The organism is Rugamonas brunnea, from assembly GCF_014042345.1.
GTDB classification, from domain to species: Bacteria; Pseudomonadota; Gammaproteobacteria; order Burkholderiales; family Burkholderiaceae_D; genus Rugamonas; species Rugamonas brunnea.
In genome coordinates, this window is the sequence record NZ_JACEZT010000008.1 from 216,957 (window position 1) to 235,586 (window position 18,630).

General features: G+C 63.0%; 13 protein-coding genes. 2 read left to right on the forward strand and 11 right to left on the reverse strand.

The features are described from left to right. Positions 1–102: 102 nt before the first annotated feature. The 10 genes from ileS to H3H37_RS14215 form a co-directional block, all read right to left on the reverse strand. Entirely contained in the window at positions 103–2,994 is a 2,892-nt protein-coding gene (gene ileS, locus H3H37_RS14170) for an isoleucine--tRNA ligase (protein ID WP_182163513.1), read from the reverse strand. 70 nt (positions 2,995–3,064) lie between these two features. Next, entirely contained in the window at positions 3,065–4,048 is a 984-nt protein-coding gene (locus tag H3H37_RS14175; RefSeq protein WP_182163515.1) for a bifunctional riboflavin kinase/FAD synthetase, read from the reverse strand. Between the two features lie 173 nt (positions 4,049–4,221). Continuing rightward, positions 4,222–5,442 carry a tetratricopeptide repeat protein gene (locus tag H3H37_RS14180; protein ID WP_229218834.1) on the reverse strand — a complete coding sequence of 407 codons (1,221 nt, stop codon included), beginning with the start codon at positions 5,440–5,442 and terminating at the stop codon, positions 4,222–4,224. A 178-nt stretch (positions 5,443–5,620) separates the two neighbouring features. After that, positions 5,621–6,052 (reverse strand): ExbD/TolR family protein, encoded by a 432-nt coding sequence (locus H3H37_RS14185; RefSeq protein ID WP_182163516.1) that lies wholly within the window; start codon positions 6,050–6,052, stop codon positions 5,621–5,623. A gap of 69 nt (positions 6,053–6,121) precedes the next feature. Next, on the reverse strand, positions 6,122–6,550 hold the full coding sequence (locus tag H3H37_RS14190; protein ID WP_182152276.1) for an ExbD/TolR family protein: 429 nt from the start codon (positions 6,548–6,550) through the stop codon (positions 6,122–6,124). Positions 6,551–6,555: 5 nt separating this feature from the next. Beyond that, positions 6,556–7,461 carry a MotA/TolQ/ExbB proton channel family protein gene (locus tag H3H37_RS14195; protein ID WP_182163518.1) on the reverse strand — a complete coding sequence of 302 codons (906 nt, stop codon included), beginning with the start codon at positions 7,459–7,461 and terminating at the stop codon, positions 6,556–6,558. Positions 7,462–7,541: 80 nt separating this feature from the next. Continuing rightward, on the reverse strand, positions 7,542–8,201 hold the full coding sequence (locus H3H37_RS14200; RefSeq protein WP_182163520.1) for an energy transducer TonB: 660 nt from the start codon (positions 8,199–8,201) through the stop codon (positions 7,542–7,544). A gap of 480 nt (positions 8,202–8,681) precedes the next feature. Next, on the reverse strand, positions 8,682–10,220 hold the full coding sequence (locus H3H37_RS14205; RefSeq protein WP_375540000.1) for a SpoVR family protein: 1,539 nt from the start codon (positions 10,218–10,220) through the stop codon (positions 8,682–8,684). Beyond that, complete coding sequence (locus tag H3H37_RS14210) at positions 10,220–11,488, reverse strand: YeaH/YhbH family protein (protein WP_182163522.1); 1,269 nt, start codon at positions 11,486–11,488, stop codon at positions 10,220–10,222. The genes H3H37_RS14205 and H3H37_RS14210 overlap by 1 nt, the downstream gene beginning before the upstream one ends. A gap of 84 nt (positions 11,489–11,572) precedes the next feature. Beyond that, entirely contained in the window at positions 11,573–13,495 is a 1,923-nt protein-coding gene (locus H3H37_RS14215; RefSeq protein WP_182163524.1) for a PrkA family serine protein kinase, read from the reverse strand. A gap of 533 nt (positions 13,496–14,028) precedes the next feature. On the opposite strand from H3H37_RS14215, the gene H3H37_RS14220 reads away from it, so the two are divergent. Then, positions 14,029–15,036: an adenosine deaminase gene (locus H3H37_RS14220; RefSeq protein WP_182163526.1), complete on the forward strand. Its 1,008-nt coding sequence runs from the start codon at positions 14,029–14,031 to the stop codon at positions 15,034–15,036. A gap of 16 nt (positions 15,037–15,052) precedes the next feature. After that, positions 15,053–17,587, forward strand: coding sequence for an ABC transporter permease (locus H3H37_RS14225; RefSeq protein WP_182163528.1), 2,535 nt, complete (start codon positions 15,053–15,055; stop codon positions 17,585–17,587). A gap of 44 nt (positions 17,588–17,631) precedes the next feature. Here H3H37_RS14225 and H3H37_RS14230 read toward each other — a convergent pair whose 3' ends face one another. Further along, positions 17,632–18,630 (reverse strand): response regulator, encoded by a 999-nt coding sequence (locus H3H37_RS14230; RefSeq protein WP_182163530.1) that lies wholly within the window; start codon positions 18,628–18,630, stop codon positions 17,632–17,634.

The following is an 18,630-nucleotide window of genomic DNA, read 5'->3' on the forward strand; positions in this document are numbered from 1 at the left end:
TGCGCAGCGGGGGCTGGGCGGCGCGGCGGCGGAGGAAGGCATATTACACACTTACTGCGCACGCTTACTGCGCAGGCTTACTGCGCAAGCTTACTGCGAGGCTTACGCGAACTTGCGGCGCTCGCCTGCGCCGAACAGGTTGCTGTGGCAGCGGCCGCACAGGGTCGGGTGGTCGGCGTGGCTGCCCACGTCGGCGCGGTAGTGCCAGCAGCGCTCGCACTTGTCGGCGGTCGATGCGGCCACTTCCACCGTCTCCTCGGCTTCGGCCGCCACCTGGGCCACCTTGGCCTGCGAGGTGATGAACACGAACTTGAGGTCATCTTCCAGGCTGGCCAGCAGCGCGTACTTGTTGCCGGCCGCCTTGATGGAGAGTTCGGCCTGCAGCGACGAACCGATGGCGCCCGAGGTGCGCAAGTCCTCCAGCTGCTTGGTGACGTCGGCGCGCACGGCGCGCAGCGCGTCGTACTTGGCCAGCAGGGCCGGGCCGTCGGCCAGTTCCGGCAGTTGCCACCAGGTTTGCGTGAAGATGGTCTCGTCGCTGGCCTGGTACGAGTCCGGACCGGCGAAGATGGCCCACGCTTCCTCGGCCGTGAACGACAGGGCCGGCGCCATCAGGCGCAGCAGGCTTTGCGTGATGTGCCACAGGGCCGTCTGCGCCGAGCGACGCGCCGGCGAGGTCAGGCCGGACGTGTACAGGCGGTCCTTGAGGATGTCGAGGTAGAAGCCGCCCAGGTCTTCCGAGCAGAAGTTCTGCAGCTTGGCCACCACCGGGTGGAACTCGAACTGCTCATAGTGCTGCGTGATCTGCGCCTGCAGCGCGCCCATGTTGGCGATCGCGTAGCGGTCGATCTCCAGCAGCTCGGCCACCGGCACGGCGTGCTGCGCCGGGTCGAAGTCCGAGGTGTTGGCCAGCAGGAAGCGCAGCGTGTTGCGGATGCGGCGGTACGATTCCGTCACGCGCTTGAGGATCTCGTCGGAGATCGACAGCTCGCCCGTGTAGTCGGTGGCGGCCACCCACAGGCGCAGGATGTCGGCGCCCAGCTTGTTGGACACGTCCTGCGGCGAGACGGTGTTGCCGACCGACTTGGACATCTTCTTGCCTTCGCCATCGACCACGAAGCCGTGCGTGAGCAGCGCCTTGTAGGGCGGGGCGCCGTTCAGCATGGATGACGTCAGCAGCGAGGAGTGGAACCAGCCGCGGTGCTGGTCCGAGCCTTCCAGGTACAGGTCGGCCGGGAAGTGCGATTGCTCCTTGTGCGAGCCGCGCAGCACGGTCTGGTGCGTGGTGCCCGAGTCGAACCACACGTCCAGCGTGTCCTTGTTCTTGTCGTAGTGGGCCGCCTCGTCGCCGATCAGGTCCTTCAGGTCCAGCTTGAGCCAGGCGTCGATGCCGCCCTTTTCGATCAGTTGGGCCACCTGTTCCAGCAGTTCCGGCGTGCGCGGATGCAGCTCGCCCGTCTCCTTGTGCACCACGAAGGCCATCGGCACGCCCCACTGGCGCTGGCGCGACAGGGTCCAGTCGGGACGGTTGGCGATCATGCCGTGCAGGCGCGCCTGGCCCCAGTCGGGGAAGAAGCGGGTCGCGTCGATGCCTTTCAGGGCCGTCTGGCGCAGCGTCGGGCCGCCATCCTTGGGATGGATGTCCATGCCGGCGAACCACTGCGAGGTGGCGCGATAGATGATGGGGGTCTTGTGGCGCCAGCAGTGCATGTAGCTGTGGTCGAACATCTTCACTTCGAACAGCGCGCCTTCCTCCTTCAGGGCCGCGCAGATCGGCTTGGACGCTTCCCAGATCGTCATGCCGCCGAACAGGGGCAGCGATTCGGCGTATTTGCCGTCGCCCAGCACCGGGGTCAGGATGGCGTCGTCCTTCATGCCGTGCGCCTTGCAGGAGATGAAGTCGTCCAGGCCGTAGGCGGGCGCCGAGTGCACCACGCCGGTGCCGCTCTCGGTGGTCACGTAGTCGGCGATGTACATCGGCGACAGGCGGTCGAAGAACGCGTCGCGCGCGGCCAGCGGGTGGCGGAAACCGATGCCGGCCAGCGCCTGGCCGTCGCAGGTGGCGATGGTGGTGCCATCGAGCTTGTAGCGGGCCAGGCACGACACGGCCAGGTCCTGGGCCAGGATCAGCAGCAGCGGCTGGCCGTCACGCACGGTTTCCACCAGCGCGTACTTGACCTCGGCGTGCACGTTCAGCGCCTGGTTGGACGGGATGGTCCACGGGGTGGTGGTCCAGATCACGATGTAGCCGTTCTCGGTCGGCAGCTTATCGAGGCCGAAGGCGGCGGCCAGCTTGTCGCACTCGGCGAACTTGAAGCCGACGTCGATGGCCGGATCGCGCTTGTCGGCGTATTCCACTTCCGCCTCGGCCAGGGCCGAGCCGCAATCGAAGCACCAGTTGACGGGTTTCAGGCCGCGGTAGACGAAGCCCTTGTCGAGCAATTTGCCCAGCGCGCGCAGCTCGTCGGCCTCGTTCGAGTAGTTCATGGTCAGGTAGGGGTTCTCCCACTCGCCCAGCACGCCCAGGCGGATGAAGTCCTTGCGCTGGCGCTCGACCTGCTCATGGGCGTAGGCGCGGGCCTTGGTCAGCACGTCGGCCGTGGGCAGGTTTTTGCCGTACAGTTTCTCGATCTGGATCTCGATCGGCATGCCGTGGCAATCCCAGCCCGGCACGTAGGGCGCGTCGTAGCCGGCCAGGGTGCGCGACTTGACCACCATGTCCTTCAGGATCTTATTGACGGCGTGGCCGATGTGGATGTCGCCGTTGGCGTACGGCGGACCGTCGTGCAGCACGAACTTGGGCCGGCCGGCGGCCGCCTTGCGGATGCGCTGGTAAATCTTCTTGTCTTGCCATTCCTTGACCCATTGCGGCTCGCGCTTGGCCATGTCGCCGCGCATGGGGAAGGGGGTTTCCGTCATGTTGACCGGGTATTTGCTCTCGGGCTTCTTGCCTTGCTTGTCTTGTTTCGGATTGGCTGGTTTGTTGTCGGACATGTTTATCTTCTAGGTGACGTCTATCGTATTTGCTTGGGAGTGCCGGCGCGTTTGGCTTCGCGTTGCGCACTCAAATTCGGTCGGTGGCGCCGGTTGCGCCGTTGCTCGTGCCGGCGCGCTCGCGGAAGAAGGCGCGCGCCTGCTCGGCGTCGCGATCGATGGCGGCGGTCAGCGTGGGCAGGTCCACGTATTTTTCCTCGTCGCGCAGTTTGTGCAGGAATTCCACGCGCACCTGGCGGCCGTAGCAGTTCTGGTTGAAGTCGAACACGTGCACTTCCAGCAGCACGCGGCCGCTGTCCTCCACCGTGGGGCGCCAGCCCAGGCTGGCCACGGCCGGCAGCGGCGCGTCGGCCAGGCCGTGCACCTGGACGATGAAGATGCCGGCCAGCGCGGGCCGGTGCGGCACCCGCAGGTTGAGGGTGGGGAAGCCCAGCGTGCGGCCCAGTTTCTGGCCGTGGATCACGTGGCCGGAGATGGAATAGGGGTGGCCCAGCAACTGCTCGGCGTGCACGAAGTCGCCCGCGTGCAGCGCGGCCCGCACGGCCGACGACGAGATCCGGGTTTCGCCGTTCATCACGGTCGGCAGGGTCTCGACCTGGAAGCCGTAGTGGCGGCCCGCCTCCTGCAGCAGGGCGACGTTGCCGGCGCGCTTGGCGCCATAGCAGAAGTCGTCCCCCACCATCAGCCATTTGACGTGCAAGCCTTCGACCAGCACCTTTTCCGTGAATTCCTGCGGCGTCAGGGCCGCGAAGTGGTCCGAGAAGTGCTCGACGATGACGCGGTCGATGCCGTTGCGCTCCAGCGATTGCAGCTTGTCGCGCAGGTTGGCGATACGGGGCGGGGCCTTGGACAGGTCGCCGGCCTTGTGGGCGAAGAATTCGCGCGGATGGGGTTCGAACGTCATCACGGCCGCTTCCAGGCCGAGCCGGTCGGCGGCCGCGCGCACGTGCGCGAGCAGGGCCTGGTGGCCACGGTGGACACCGTCGAAGTTGCCGATGGTCAACGCGCAGGGCGCGCGCGCCGCCGCATTGGGGAGACCGCGAAATACCTTCATGGGATGTGAGGAAAAACTGTCGCCAAAAGGGGGATTATACGGACTGTTTGGACTATGCACAGCCGCAAGGGGCTCCGCGGGGCCGATTTCGGCCCTGTAAACGCAAAAAGCGCGGATAAACCGCGCTTTTTAGAGGGGCTGGTCGGGAAGCGGCCGGGGCCGCCTCAGCCACCTTACATCGGGTGGTTGATCTGCAGCGTCCAGTAGCGGGCCAGGTCGGCGGCGCCGTCCGTGCCCTTGACGGTCTTCAGCGTGGCCAGGGCGGCAGGCTTCTTGCCAGCCTGGGCCTGGGCGATACCCAGGTGCAGCTTCAGTTCCTCAGGGTGCTTGGCGTCGGCCATTTTGGTCGCGTTGGTCATCAGCTCCAGGCCCTTGTCGACCTTGCCGGCGGTGACCATGCCAAAGCCCAGGTTGCTCAGGCCATCGGCATCCTTGTTCTTGGTCAGTTCCGCTTCTTGGGCGGCAGCCGTCTTCTCGCTGTCGGCGGCCGTCTTCACAGCCAGGTCCTTCAGGCGCTGGTGGCGGGCCGCATCGGAACCGACGCCCAGCACGCCCTTCTTGTAACCCTGGTCGATCACTTTCAGGGCTTCGGCCGGATTGCCGGCCTGCAGGGCCAGCTGGCTCATTTCCATGTACTCACCCGGCTTGGCCAGCAGGCCATTGGCCAGGCGCAGGCGCAGCACGTCCAGCGACAGGGTGCTGGAGAAGCCCGGCTTGCCCGACACGCGGTTCAGCAGGTCGGCCCAGTAGCTGGTCTTCGGATAGGAACCGGCCAGTTTTTCCAGGGTCTGCACGTAGCCGGCCTTGTCGTTCTGTTTCAGCTGGATATTGGCCAGCATCTGCAGCGACGCTTCGCTGTTGGCGTGCGACGATTGCAATTCCTTGGCCGCTTCCGCGTACTTGCCGCTGATGTAGTAGGTCTGCACCAGCAGTTCGCGCATCTGCGGATTGTCGCCGTCTTTGAGCGAGCGCTGGATCCAGATGATGGCTTTCGGATAGTCCTTGGCGCGGTAGTAGATGCCGGCCAGGGCCTGGGTGAATTTGGGGGCTTCGGCAGCGGACAGCTTGCCGGAATTGATCACAGCTTCGAAGGCCTTGGCGGCGGCGTCGTTATCGCCGGCGGCGGCCGCGGCCGAGGCGCGGGTGCGCTCGATCATGTAGATTTCGTTGGGGGTCTTGCCGCCCACGGCGTCGGCCTCTTTCAGCTTGGCCAGCGCTTCCTTGTTCTTACCTGCCTGTGCCAGTTTCTGCGCTTCCTGCAGGGGCTTGCCGATTTCCGCGCGCACCGTGTCGGCCGCGTAGGCGACCGGGCTCAGGCCAACGATGGGGGCTGCTGCGGTGAAACCGATAGCGGCCATTACCAGGCCGAGATGAGCGAGACGAAACTTGGTCATGGGGAGAAATCTTTCTTCAAAATGCGAAAATAGGCAGGATAATCCTGCCTATCGTTCGTGTAAAGGGACGTACTGCTGAAGTCATTTCAAAAAGCCCATGGCTTCGTTGTGGCGCCTTGCCGTGCAGGCGCACTGTCTTCGGCGCCACGCCTCGCCATGTTCATTTTGAAACAACTTCTTACTGGAACTGTTCGTTGCCGACCAGGCCAATCTTGGTCACGCCCAGACGCTGGGCCGAAGCCATCACGCCTGCTACAACCTTGTACGACACCAGCTTGTTGGGTCGCAGGTGCACTTCCGGCTGGTCGGCTTGCGCCGCCACATCCATCAGTTTCGCTTCCAGGGAGTGACGGTCCGGAATGACCGCATTGTCCCACAGAATCGTACCGTCGAAGTCCACGTCGATGGTGACCACAACCGGTTCCTTGGTCGGTGGCGGCGGGGTGCCGACCGGCATGTTCAAGTTCACCGAGTGGTTAGCCTTAGGAATCGTAATGATCATCATGATAATCAGCACCAGCATCACGTCGATGAGGGGCGTCATATTCATTTCCATCATTGGTTCCGGATCCGCGCCCTTGGCGCCGCCCGAACCGACATTCATACTCATGGTGTTTCCTTTTAAGAAGGGGGCTGGATCCGCCCCGGCGCGATGTTGCCGTCCGGGGCGGGCAGGGCATTAACCCTTATCAGGCGGTTCGGTGATGAAGCCGACCTTCTGGATACCAGCACGCTGGGTCGTGTAGATCACCTTGCCGATCGCTTCGTAGCGCGTTTCCTGGTCGCCACGTACGTGTACTTCCGGCTGCGGCAGCTTGACTGCTTCCAGCTTCAGAAAATCGAACAACTCATTCGTGTCCTTCATTTTCTTCTGATTCCAGTAGATGTCGCCATCCTTGCTCACTACGATGTTGACATCTTCCGGCTTGGTCTGAATAACCTGGTTGGCTTCTTCTGGCAGCTTGATCTTAATCAGCTTCAGCACAACCGGGCTCGTGATCAGGAAGATAATCAGCAGAACCAACATGATGTCCACGAGGGGCGTCGTGTTGATTTCCGACATGACTTGATCTTCATCTCCGCTATCGGAGCCTACGGACATCGACATGATGATTACCCGATCTTTTTAGCGCCGGCAGCACGGCCAGCTTCGCTGGTGGACATGGCGCCCGAGATCAGCACGGAGTGCACGTCGGCGCTGAAGGAACGCACGTCTTCCATGGCGGCCTTGTTACGACGCACCAGCCAGTTGTAGCCCAGCACGGCAGGAACGGCGACGAACAGACCGAAGGCGGTCATGATCAGTGCTTCACCCACAGGACCTGCCACTTTGTCGATCGAGGCGTTACCGGACATGCCGATGGCGATCAGTGCATTGTAAATACCCCACACGGTACCGAACAGACCGATGAACGGTGCGGTCGAACCCACGGTAGCCAGGAACGACAGGCCGTCTTGCAGACGCGACTGGACTTTGTCCACAGCGCGCTGGATCGACATGGTGACCCAGGTCGACAGGTCGATTTGTTCCAGCAGGGCGCCGTCGTGGTGGGCGGTGGCCTTGGTGCCGGTTTCAGCGATGAAGCGGAAAGGCGAGCCATCGGTCAGCGCGGTCGAGCCAGCGGCGATCGACGATGCTTTCCAGAACTTGGCAGCGGTCTCTTTCGACTGCTTGAAGATCTTCATCTGGTCGATCAGCTTGGTGATGATGATGTACCACGAGCCCATCGACATCAGCGACAGGATGATCAGGGTGCCGCGCGACACGAAGCCGCCGTTCCAGACAGCTTCGAAGCCGTATGGGTTTTCTACTTCTTCCTTGGTGACCTTGGCGGCTGGAGCGGACGCTTCCGGTGCTGCTGCTGCCGCATCCGCTGCAGGCGCAGCTGCTGGTGCCGAGGCGGCTGCCGAAGCTGGTGCGTCTTCAGCCAGGGCTGGTGCGCTTACCAGGGCGGTAGCTGCGGTCACCGAGAACAGCACAGCGGCCAGTACAGCGGACAAACGGGTATTCTTAAACATGCTTCCTCCAAATTGATAAAATAATCAGATCGCTGAATGTAGGTTAACAACGAACTTCGGTGAGACTGGTGAGTCCCGGTTTACTCCAGCGTCCAAACGTATTGCACTTGCGTCCACGACTGTTCTGGCTTGCCGTCGGTCATGCCTGGCTTGAATTTGCATTTGCTAATCCCTGCCACTGCTGCTTTGTCCAGTTCCCGGAAACCACTCGATTTCAGGATCTTGGATTCGAGTACGTGACCGTCCGTTCCAACCAGGAACTGCAGGGTCACCGTACCGGTTTCTTCGTTGCGCAGCGATGACTTAGGCCATTCTGGTTTTGCGCAAGCGTTGAAATCGTATACCGCCGGAATGTGGACCGACTTGGCCGGACCTGGTGGCGCTGCCGGCGGGGCCGGAGGCGCCTTCTGCAGCTCATTCGTCGCCGGTTTCACGTTGGTCGCGTTGGCGATCGTGTTTTGTACCGGTGGCGGTTGCTGCACGTTCACCTCAACTGGCGGGATGAAAGGCGGCGGTGGCGCTTTCATTTCCGGCGGCGGGGGCGGCGGCGGGAGTTCTTTCGGTGGAGGAGGTTTCACTTCCTCGATAATCTTGGTTTCAACCGGCTCGATCATCTTGCTGACCATCCGTTTGCCCAAGCCTGACACGATCCCGTAAGCGACCAGGATGTGCAGAAGTACCACAATTGTGATGCCTGTTACGTTCTTCCCGGCGCTTTTCTCGTTGTGCGTGAAATTCATGCCTGCTTTCTCCAATACCAACTCTTTTTGTTGCTACTAAACCCCAAAATGGCGACACAAAACAACAGTCGCATCCGGGACGTCGGCGAATTATACATACGAATTCTTGATTTTACATAGAATTTTCAAGCCTAAAACCGGTTAAATTTCATGCGCTTAGCCCATGATGGGCATGCTCTGCTGCGGTGCGTCTGCACCGTTCTGGCACAAAAAGCAAGTAATTTCGGCGCGATTTTGATGCAAGATAATCGATAGCGTTATTATGTTTTACGAATTCAAATAACGCGAAATTTTATGTCGTAATTTTTAAATTTCGCGATGCTAAATTTGGTGAATTCTGTTGCTTCGATGGAACTTGTTCTGAGGGTGCTGGGCAAAACTGGTCAAAAAAAATTTGACTTCCGCACCGCAGCATGCATTGCCGATTCAAACCGGGTTGAGAAACGCGGCCTCCGCGCCGGGGAGGGGAGGCCGCCGGGGTCAGCTGTTGCGGGCCCGCTTTTCGCGCTTGACTTCCAGCGAACTGACGATCTCGCCGTTCGGGGCCACCGTTTCCAGGTGCACGTCGAAGCCCCACAGCCGCGCCACGTGCTTGAGCACTTCGTTGGCCTGCTGGTTCAGGGGGCGGCGCTGGAACTGCGTATGGCGCAGGGTGAGGGCGCGGTCATCGCGGGTGTTGACCGACCACACCTGGATATTGGGCTCGCGGTTGCCCAGGTTGTATTGCTCGGCCAGTTGCTGGCGCACGTAGCGGTAGCCGAGCTCGTCGTGGATGGCGGACACGGCCAGCTTCTCGTTGTTGTCATCATCAAGCACGGCGAAGAAGTGGAATTCCCGGATCAGCTTGGGCGACAAATACTGGGCGATGAAGCTCTCGTCCTTGAAATTGCGCATCGCGAAGTCCAGCGTCTTGCGCCAGTCGCTGCCGGCGATGTCGGGGAACCATTCCTTGTCCTCGGCCGTCGGATGTTCGCAGATGCGCCGGATGTCCGTCATCATGGCGAAGCCGAGCGCATACGGGTTGATGCCGCTGTAATAAGGACTGTTGACGGGCGGCTGGTAGACCACGTTGGTATGGCTCTTGAGGAACTCCATCATGAAGCCGTCGCCCACCACGCCTTCGTCGTACAGCTGGTTGAGGATGGTGTAGTGCCAGAACGTGGCCCAGCCCTCGTTCATGACCTGGGTCTGGCGCTGCGGGTAGAAGTACTGGGAGATCTTGCGCACGATGCGCACCATCTCGCGCTGCCACGGCTCCAGCAGCGGCGCGTACTTCTCGATGAAGTACAGCAGGTTCTCCTCGGGCTCGGGCGGGAAGCGCTGGACCGTCTTGTCCACTTCCTCCTCCTCGCGCCGCGGCACGGTGCGCCACAGCTCGTTGATCTGCGACTGCACATAGGCTTCGCGCTCCTTCTGGCGCGCGTATTCCTGTGCCATGGACAGCTTGGCCGGGCGCTTGTAGCGGTCCACGCCGTAATTCTGGATCGCGTGGCAGGAATCGAGCAGCAATTCCACGGCGTCGATGCCGTGGCGCTGTTCACACTCGGCGATGTAGTTCTTGGCGAACACCATGTAGTCGACGATGGCTTCGGCGTCGGTCCAGGTGCGGAACAGGTAGTTGCCCTTGAAGAAGGAGTTGTGGCCGTAGGCTGCGTGCGCGATCACCAGCGCCTGCATGGTCAGGCTATTCTCCTCCATTAAATAGGCGATGCACGGGTTGGAGTTGATGACGATCTCGTACGCCAGCCCCATCTGTCCGCGCTTGTAGCCCTTTTCCGTGGCCAGGAAGTGCTTGCCGAACGACCAATGGTTGTAGGACACGGGCATGCCAACGGACGTGTAGGCGTCCATCATCTGCTCGGCCGTGATGATCTCCAGCTGGTTGGGATAGGTGTCCAGCCCGAAATTCTCGGCCACCCGGCGGATTTCCTCGTGCGCCTGCTCGATCAGGTCGAACGTCCATTCCGATTGTTCGGGCAGGGCGTTCGGGTGGCGCGGCTTCTTCAGCATCTGGTTCATTATTTCGGCTGCTTCTTGAAGAGTTCACGGAACACCGGATAAATGTCGGCCGGCGTGACGATTTTCTGCATGGCGAAGTTGGGATGGTGGTCCGGCACCTGGGCATACTGCTCCCACAGGTTCTGCGGCGGCCCGTCCGTGATCTCGACATAGGTGTAGTACTGCACCTTGGGCATGATGGTGTTGATCAGCAGCTGGCGGCACAGCACGGAATCGTTGTCCCAGTTGTCGCCGTCCGAGGCCTGGGCCACGTAGCTGTTCCACTGGCCGCCGCCGTAGCGCTCGTCGATGATCTTGTTGAGCAGGTGCAGGGCCGACGACACCACGGTGCCGCCCGACTCGCGCGAGTGGAAGAACTCATCCTCGTCCACCTCGGCCGCAGCCGTGTGGTGGCGGATGAAGACCACGTCGATCTTGTCGTAGGCCCGCTTGAGGAACAGGTAGAGCAGGATGAAGAAGCGCTTGGCCGTGTCCTTGCGCGTCTCGTCCATGGAGCCCGACACGTCCATGATGCAGAACATCACGGCCTGGGTCATGGGCTTGGGCACCTTGATGCGGTTGCTGTAGCGCAAGTCGAACGGGTCGATGTAGGGGATGGCCAGCAGGCGCGTGTGCAGGTGGTGGATCAGTTTCTTCAGCTCCACCACTTGCGGGTCTTCCAGCGGGGCGCCGGCCAGCAGCAATTCCTCGAGTTCGCGCTCGGCTTCGATCAGCCGCTTGCGCGACGAGCCGCCCACGGCGATGCGCCGTCCCAGGGCGCCGCGCAGCGAGCGCAGCACGTGGATGTTCGATGGCGTGCCCGACACCGTGTAGCCGGCCCGCTGGTTCTTGAATTCCGTGGTGGCCGTCAGCTGGGTCTTGACCATGTGCGGCAATTCCAGGTCTTCGAAGAAGTAATTCATGAATTCTTCGCGCGACAGTTCGAAGATGAAGTCATCCTCGGTGATCTGGTCGCTGTTGCCGGCCTTGCCGCGCCCGGCCCCGCCGCCGCCCTTGGGCCGGTTGATCAGGTCGCCCTTCTGGTATTCCTCGTTGCCGGGGTTGATGGTTTCCCACACGCCGCCATGGGCGTGGCCGAACGACGGTTCGCCCACGTCCTTGACGGGAATGGAGACTTTTTCACCGTTCTCGATGTCGGTGATGGAACGGCCCTTGATGGCGCGCCCGACGGCGTCCTTGATCTGGGCCTTGTAACGGCGTAGGAACCGCTCGCGGTTGACGGCGGACTTGTTCTTGCCCTGCAAACGACGGTCGATGAGGTAAGTCAAAAGATGCCTCCTGCTGCTATTGATGCGGCGGTCGGGGCGGCGCGGACGCGCGTGGCGTCCGTGCCGGCTAAGCCCACAACCGTCTTACGACGACTTCCTCACGCGCAAGTACCATTCGCACAGCAGCCGCACCTGCTTGGCCGTGTAACCCTTCTCCACCATGCGCGCCACGAAGTCGGCGTGCTTGTTGGCATCCTCGGCGCTGGCCTTGGCGTTGAAGGAGATCACGGGCAGCAGTTCCTCCGTGTTGGAGAACATCTTCTTCTCGATCACGGTGCGGAACTTCTCGTAGCTGGTCCAGGCCGGGTTCTTGCCGCCGTTGTTGGCCCGGGCCCGCAAACCGAAGTTGACGATCTCGTTGCGGAAGTCCTTGGGATTGGAAATGCCGGCCGGCTTCTCGATCTTTTCGAGCTCGTTGTTGAGCGACTCGCGGTCGAAGCTCTCGCCCGTGTCCGGATCGCGGTATTCCTGGTCCTGGATCCAGAAGTCGGCGAACGTCACGTAACGGTCGAAGATGTTCTGGCCATATTCGGAATAGCTTTCCAGGTAGGCGGTCTGGATTTCCTTGCCGATGAATTCCACGTACTTCTGCGCCAGGTACTCCTTGATGTAGGAGAAGTACTTCTGCTCCGTCTCGGGCGGGAACTGTTCGCGCTCGACCTGCTGTTCAAGCACGTACAGCAGGTGCACGGGGTTGGCCGCCACTTCCGTCGTGTCGAAGTTGAACACCTTGGACAGGATCTTGAACGCGAAGCGCGTCGACAGGCCGCTCATGCCCTCGTCCACGCCCGCGTAGTCCATGTATTCATGGATGGACTTGGCCTTGGGATCGGTGTCCTTGAGGTTTTCGCCGTCGTACACCAGCATCTTGCTGTAGATGCTGGAGTTCTCGGGCTCCTTCAGGCGCGACAGGATTGCGAACTGGGCCATCATCTTCAGCGTGCCGGGCGCGCACGGGGCCTGGTACAGCGAGGAGTTGGCCACCAGCTTGTCGTAGATCTTGATCTCGTCCGTCACGCGCAGGCAGTACGGGACCTTGACGATGTAGATCCGGTCGAGGAAAGCCTCGTTGTTGCGGTTGTTCTTGAACGACTTCCATTCCGATTCGTTCGAGTGGGCCAGGATGATGCCGTCGAAGGGGATCGCGCCGAAGCCTTCCGTGCCCTTGTAATTGCCTTCCTGGGTGGCCGTCAGCAAGGGGTGCAGCACCTTGATCGGGGCCTTGAACATTTCCACGAATTCCATCAGGCCCTGGTTGGCCAGGCACAGGCCGCCCGAATAGCTGTAGGCGTCCGGATCGTCCTGGGCGTAGTCTTCCAGCTTGCGGATGTCGACCTTGCCCACCAGCGAGGAAATATCCTGGTTGTTCTCGTCGCCCGGCTCGGTCTTGGAAATGGCCACCTGTTTCAGCACGGACGGGTAGCGCTTGACGACGCGGAACTGGTTGATGTCGCCATTGAACTCGTGCAGGCGCTTGACGGCCCACGGGCTGGGGATGCTGCGCAGGTAGCGGCGCGGGATGCCGTAATCCTCTTCCAGGATGGTGCCGTCCTCTTCCTCGTTGAACAGGCCCAGCGGCGATTCGTTGACGGGCGACCCTTTCAGGCAATAGAAGGGCACGTGTTCCATCAGCGACTTGAGCTTTTCCGCGATCGACGACTTACCGCCGCCCACGGGGCCGAGCAGATACAGGATCTGCTTGCGTTCCTCCAGGCCTTGCGCGGCGTGGCGGAAGTAGGACACCACTTGCTCGATCACTTCCTCGGTGCCGTAGAACTCGCGGAACGCGGGATAAATCTTGATGACCTTGTTGGCGAAAATGCGCGACAGCCGGGTATCGTTACGGGTGTCGACCAAGGTGGGCTCGCCGATCGCGGCGAGCATGCGCTCAGGGGCGCTGGCGTAGGTCAGGCGGTCCTTCTTGCACAAGGCAAGATATTCCGACATCGACATTTCCTCTTCGCGAGTCCGTTCGTACCGTGCGGCGTAGTTGTCAAAAATGGTCATTTGAATGTCCTTTAATGTAAGCCTGCTAGTCGTGTATCTCGGCAGTCGGTGTCGTGGTCTCTGCCTGGTGTTTTTGTCTTTACTTACTCCTGATGGTTTTTGTTGTTGTGTTCGTCCGCTTCCCTGTGGCGGTCCGGATTGCCCGGACCTTGGAGCGCACGTTTATTGTCGCCGCGCGATGGATGTTGGCCGGCTTTATGTTAGTTCGTCGTAACGCATCTTACGTTGATGAAATTGATCATTGCTCTATTGGTTCAGGAAGTCAAGCGCTATGTCATTACATTCTTAAAAATACTTTGTAAGTCATTGATTTTAAAAGATAAAAATGACTACTTTATGCTATTTTCAATGGCTTTTCGTGCATATTTCCCACCCATGGATAGCACCTTATCACGGCTGCCGAGAGCGCGCATCACGCGCCGCAAAATGTGAAATGGGGCAGCAACAGCGCCGCCGCGCCACGGCCGCGGCGCGCATGCGCTAAGATGGCTGTCCGACCACCGCGTCAGCCCTATCAGAACAAGGAACAAACCATGATGAACGACCAATTGCGCGCCGCGCTGCGGCAGATGCCCAAGGCCGAACTGCACATCCACATCGAAGGCTCGCTGGAGCCGGAACTGATCTTCGCGCTGGCCGAGCGCAACGGCGTGGCGCTGGCCTATCCCTCGGTGGAGGCGCTGCGCGCCGCCTATGCCTTTACGGACCTGCAATCGTTCCTCGACATCTACTACGCCGGCGCCAGCGTGCTGCTCAAGGAGCAGGACTTTTACGACATGACGGCGGCCTACCTGCGCCGCGCCGAGGCCGACAACGTGCGCCACACGGAAATCTTCTTCGACCCGCAGACCCACACGGCGCGCGGCGTGCCGATGCAGACCGTGATCGATGGCATCTACCGCGCCTGCCAGGACAGCCCCGTTAGCGCCACGCTGATCCTGTCGTTCCTTCGCCACCTGTCGGAGGAGGACGCGTTCGCCACGCTGGAGGCGGCGCTGCCGTTCCGCGACAAGTTCATCGGCATCGGCCTCGATTCGTCCGAAGTGGGCAATCCGCCCGAGAAGTTCGCGCGCGTGTTCGCGCGTTGCCGCGAGCTGGGCTTCCACCTGGTGGCGCACGCGGGCGAGGAAGGTCCGCCAGCCTACATCGAGACGGCGCTCGACGTGCTGCACGTGGAGCGCATCGACCACGGCGTGCGCTGCCTGGAGGACGCGGCCCTGACGGCCCGCCTGGCGCGCGAGCAGGTGGCGCTGACGGTGTGCCCGCTGTCGAACGTCAAGCTGTGCGTGTTCGACCGCATGGAGCAGCACAACATGGTGCAGTTGCTGGACGCCGGCCTGATGGCCACCATCAACTCCGACGACCCGGCCTACTTCGGCGGCTACATGAACGCCAATTTCGAAGCCACGTTCGAGGCGCTGCCGCTGGGCCTGTCGCACGCGCAGCGGCTGGCGCGCAACAGCTTCGCGGCCGCCTTCCTGCCGGCCGACGTCAAGCAGCGCTACCTGGACGAGGTGGACGCCTTCTTCGCCCAGCTGTGACACGGGCGGACGCGGCATGCTGACCCTGGCCCTGAAGATGACGGCGCGCGACTGGCGCGCCGGCCAGTTGCGCTTCCTGCTGGTGGCGCTGACGGTGGCGGTGGCGGCGCTGGCCGCGTCCGGCTTTTTCATCGACCGCCTGCGCACGGGCATGGAGCGCGACGCGCACCAGTTGCTGGGCGCGGACGTGGTCATCAACGCCGACCTGCCGGTGGACCCGGCCTGGCGCGCCGAAGCGCTGCGCCGCGGCCTGACGCTGGCCGACACGGTCGGTTTCGCCAGCATGGCGCAGGCCGGGGAGGGCGAACGGTCGCAATCGCAGCTGGCGGCGCTGAAGGCCGTCGGCCCCGGCTACCCGCTGCGCGGGCAACTCAAACTCAGCGACGATCCGGCCCAGGCCGAGCAAAGCATCGGGCAGCCGGCCGCCGGCATCCCGGCCGCCGGCACCGTTTGGATCGATCCCGGTCTTATGGGCGCACTGAACGTGGACCTGGGCGGCACGCTGCGCCTGGGCGACCGCGCGTTCACGGTGGCGCGGCTGATCGCCTCGGAGCCGGACCGTGGCGCCGGCTTCCTCAATTTCGCACCGCGCGTGATGCTGGCCCTGTCCGACCTGGAGGCCACCCATCTGATCCAGCCCGGCTCGCGCGTCACCTACCGGCTGCTGGTGGCGGCGCCCACGCCGGCCCAGTCCGAGGTGGCTGCCGCTTACGGCCAGTGGCTGCAGCAGCAGATCCAGGCCCGCAACGTGAAGGGCGTGCGGATCGAATCGCTGGAAACGGGACGACCCGAGATGCGGGCCACGCTGGACCGGGCCGAGCGCTTCCTGGCGCTGGTGGGCCTGCTGTCGGCGCTGCTGGCCGCCGTGGCCGTGGCGATGGCCGCGCGCCGCTTCATGCTGCGCCACCTGGACGCCTGCGCCATGCTGCGCTGCCTGGGCCTGAGCCAGAACCAGGTGACGGCGCTGTACCTGACCGAATTCCTGCTGGTGGGCCTGGCCGGCAGCGCGCTGGGCGTGGCCGTGGGCTACGCTGCCCACCACGTGCTGCTGCAGGCGCTGGGCAGCCTGGTGGCCGTGGCGCTGCCGCCGCCCACCCTGGCGCCGGCCCTGCAGGGACTGGCGGCCGGCATGCTGCTGCTGGTCGGCTTCGCGCTGCCGCCCGTGCTCCAGTTGCGCAACGTGCCGCACAACCGCGTGATCCGGCGCGAGCAGGCGGCGCCCCAGCCGCTGGCGCTGGTCACCTATGGCCTGGGACTGGCCAGCTTCATCGTGCTGCTGTTGTGGCAGGCCGGCGATACGCAACTGGCGCTGTACACGGCGCTGGGCTTCGTGGGCGCGTTTGCCGTGTTCGGCCTGGCCGGCTGGCTGGGCCTGGCCGCGCTCAAGCCGCTGCGCGGCCTCATCGACCATCAAAGCTGGCGCTTCGCCATCACCTCGCTGCAGCGCCGGCCCGGCGCCACGCTGGTGCAGATCGTGTCGCTTGCGCTGGGCCTGATGGCGCTGCTGCTGTTGACGGTGGTGCGCGGCGACCTGATGACGGCCTGGCGCAATGCCACCCCGGCCGACGCGCCCAACCGCTTCATCATCAACATCCAGCCCGAGCAGCGCGACGAGCTGGCGGCCCGCCTGACGCGCGCGGGCGTGCGGGAGGCGCCGCAGTTCCCCATGATACGGGGCCGGCTGACGGCCGTGAACGGCCAGCCGGTGACGGCCGACACCTACACGGAAGACCGCGCGAAAAGCCTGGCCGACCGCGAATTCAACCTGTCCACCATGACCCAGCTCCAGCAGGGCAACCGCATCAGCGCCGGCGCCTGGTTCAGCGACCGGGCCGGCACGGCCGAGGCGTCGGTCGAGGAGGGCATTGCAAAGACGTTGCGCTGGAAGCTGGGCGACAAGCTGACCTTCGACATCGCCGGCGCGCCCGTGGAAGCGACCATCACCAGCTTGCGCAAGCTCGAATGGGGTTCGATGCGGGTCAACTTCTTTGTCATCCTCAATCCGCATGCGCTGCAAGGCACGTCGCAAAGCTGGATCACGGCTTTCCATCTGCCGGCCGGGCAGGGCGCGCTGATGAACGCGTTCACGCGCGACTATCCCAACCTGACCATCGTCGACGTGGGCGGCTTGCTGCGCCAGTTGCAGGCCGTGCTGGATCAGGTGGTGGCGGCCGTGGAGTTCCTGTTCGCGTTCACGCTGGCGTCGGGCGTGCTGGTGCTGTATGCGGCGCTGATGGGATCGCAGGATGAGCGCAGCCGCGAGGCGGGCTTGCTGCGGGCGCTGGGCGCCACGCGGCGCCAGTTGTCGCAGGCGCAGTTGATCGAGTTCGCGCTGGTGGGCGGCCTGGCCGGCCTGCTGGCGGCCAGCGGCGCGGCTGTCATGGGCTGGGGGCTGGCCACCTACCAGTTCAAGTTCGACTGGACGTTTGATCCCACCGTGTGGCTGGCGGGTCTGCTGGCCGGGGCGCTGTGCGCCATGGCCGGCGGCTGGCTGGGCTTGCGCCGGGTGTTGCGCCGGCCGCCGCTGCTGACGCTGCGCGAGGCGGCGTGAGGCGCGTCAGGCCGGCGATGTAAGCGAGAACGACGGCGCAGCGCTCAGGCCGTCTCGTGCTGCTCCTGCAGGAACTGCGCGTAGGAGAACAGCGGACCGTCGAAGTAATGCTGGGGCAGCGGGAACAGCGCCCAGTAATAGGCTTCCCTGCCATGGCAGACCTGGGCCGGCTGGCAGTAGCGGTGCCAGTGCTCGCCCACGGCGCTCGAATACATGCCGTCGCCGTCGGCGTCGCAGAAGAACGGGATCACGCGCCGTTCCTCCAGCGCGTTCAGCAGCGAGGGCGGCGCCTCGCTGTCGCGCGCGATCTCGTACTGGGCGCTCATGCCCTGTTCCGTCTCGATCATCATCAGCGTCGGACGGCCGGCCTTGTCGAAGAACAGGATGCCGGTCGGGTTGGGGAAGATGTAGTGTTCGACGAAGCCCTTGCTGCGGCTCAGTTCCTCGACCAGCTGCACCAGCGCCGGGTCGCCCAGGAACTGGTAGTTGTGCAGCACCACCAGCTCGCGCAGCGTTTCCGACTGCTCCGCGAAGTAGGCCTTCTGCAGGGCGGCGATCTCGATTTCCAGGATGTCGAGCGCGTTGTCGTCGCTCTTTTTGATGTAGCGGTCGATCAGGCCGCGGTTGAAGGCGGTGACGGCGATCTTCTCGTCGGCCGCGCCGGTGAACAGGATCTTCTTGCACGGCAGGTGCTGCACGGCCTGGCAGAATTCCAGCCCGTTCATCTGCGGCATCGAATAATCGACCACCAGCACGGACGGGGTGGCGAAGCGCTGGCGCTGCTCGCTGATGCGGTAGATGCGCTCCAGGTCCAGCGCCACGTTGCACTGGTCGGGCGGCTGGTTTTGGGTGTCGAAATTGACGTGCAGCGGCACGTCGTCGTGGGGCTGGCTTTGGGTCAGCCAGTCCAGCGCCACGCTGGTGTCATGGAAGGTCTTGCTGGCGAGCATGGGGTCGAGCTGGAACGACAGGCTTTTCAGGAACGAGTCGCTGTCGTCCACCAGGACGGTCAGGGTGGGATGGGCATAAACGGGCAGTTGCAT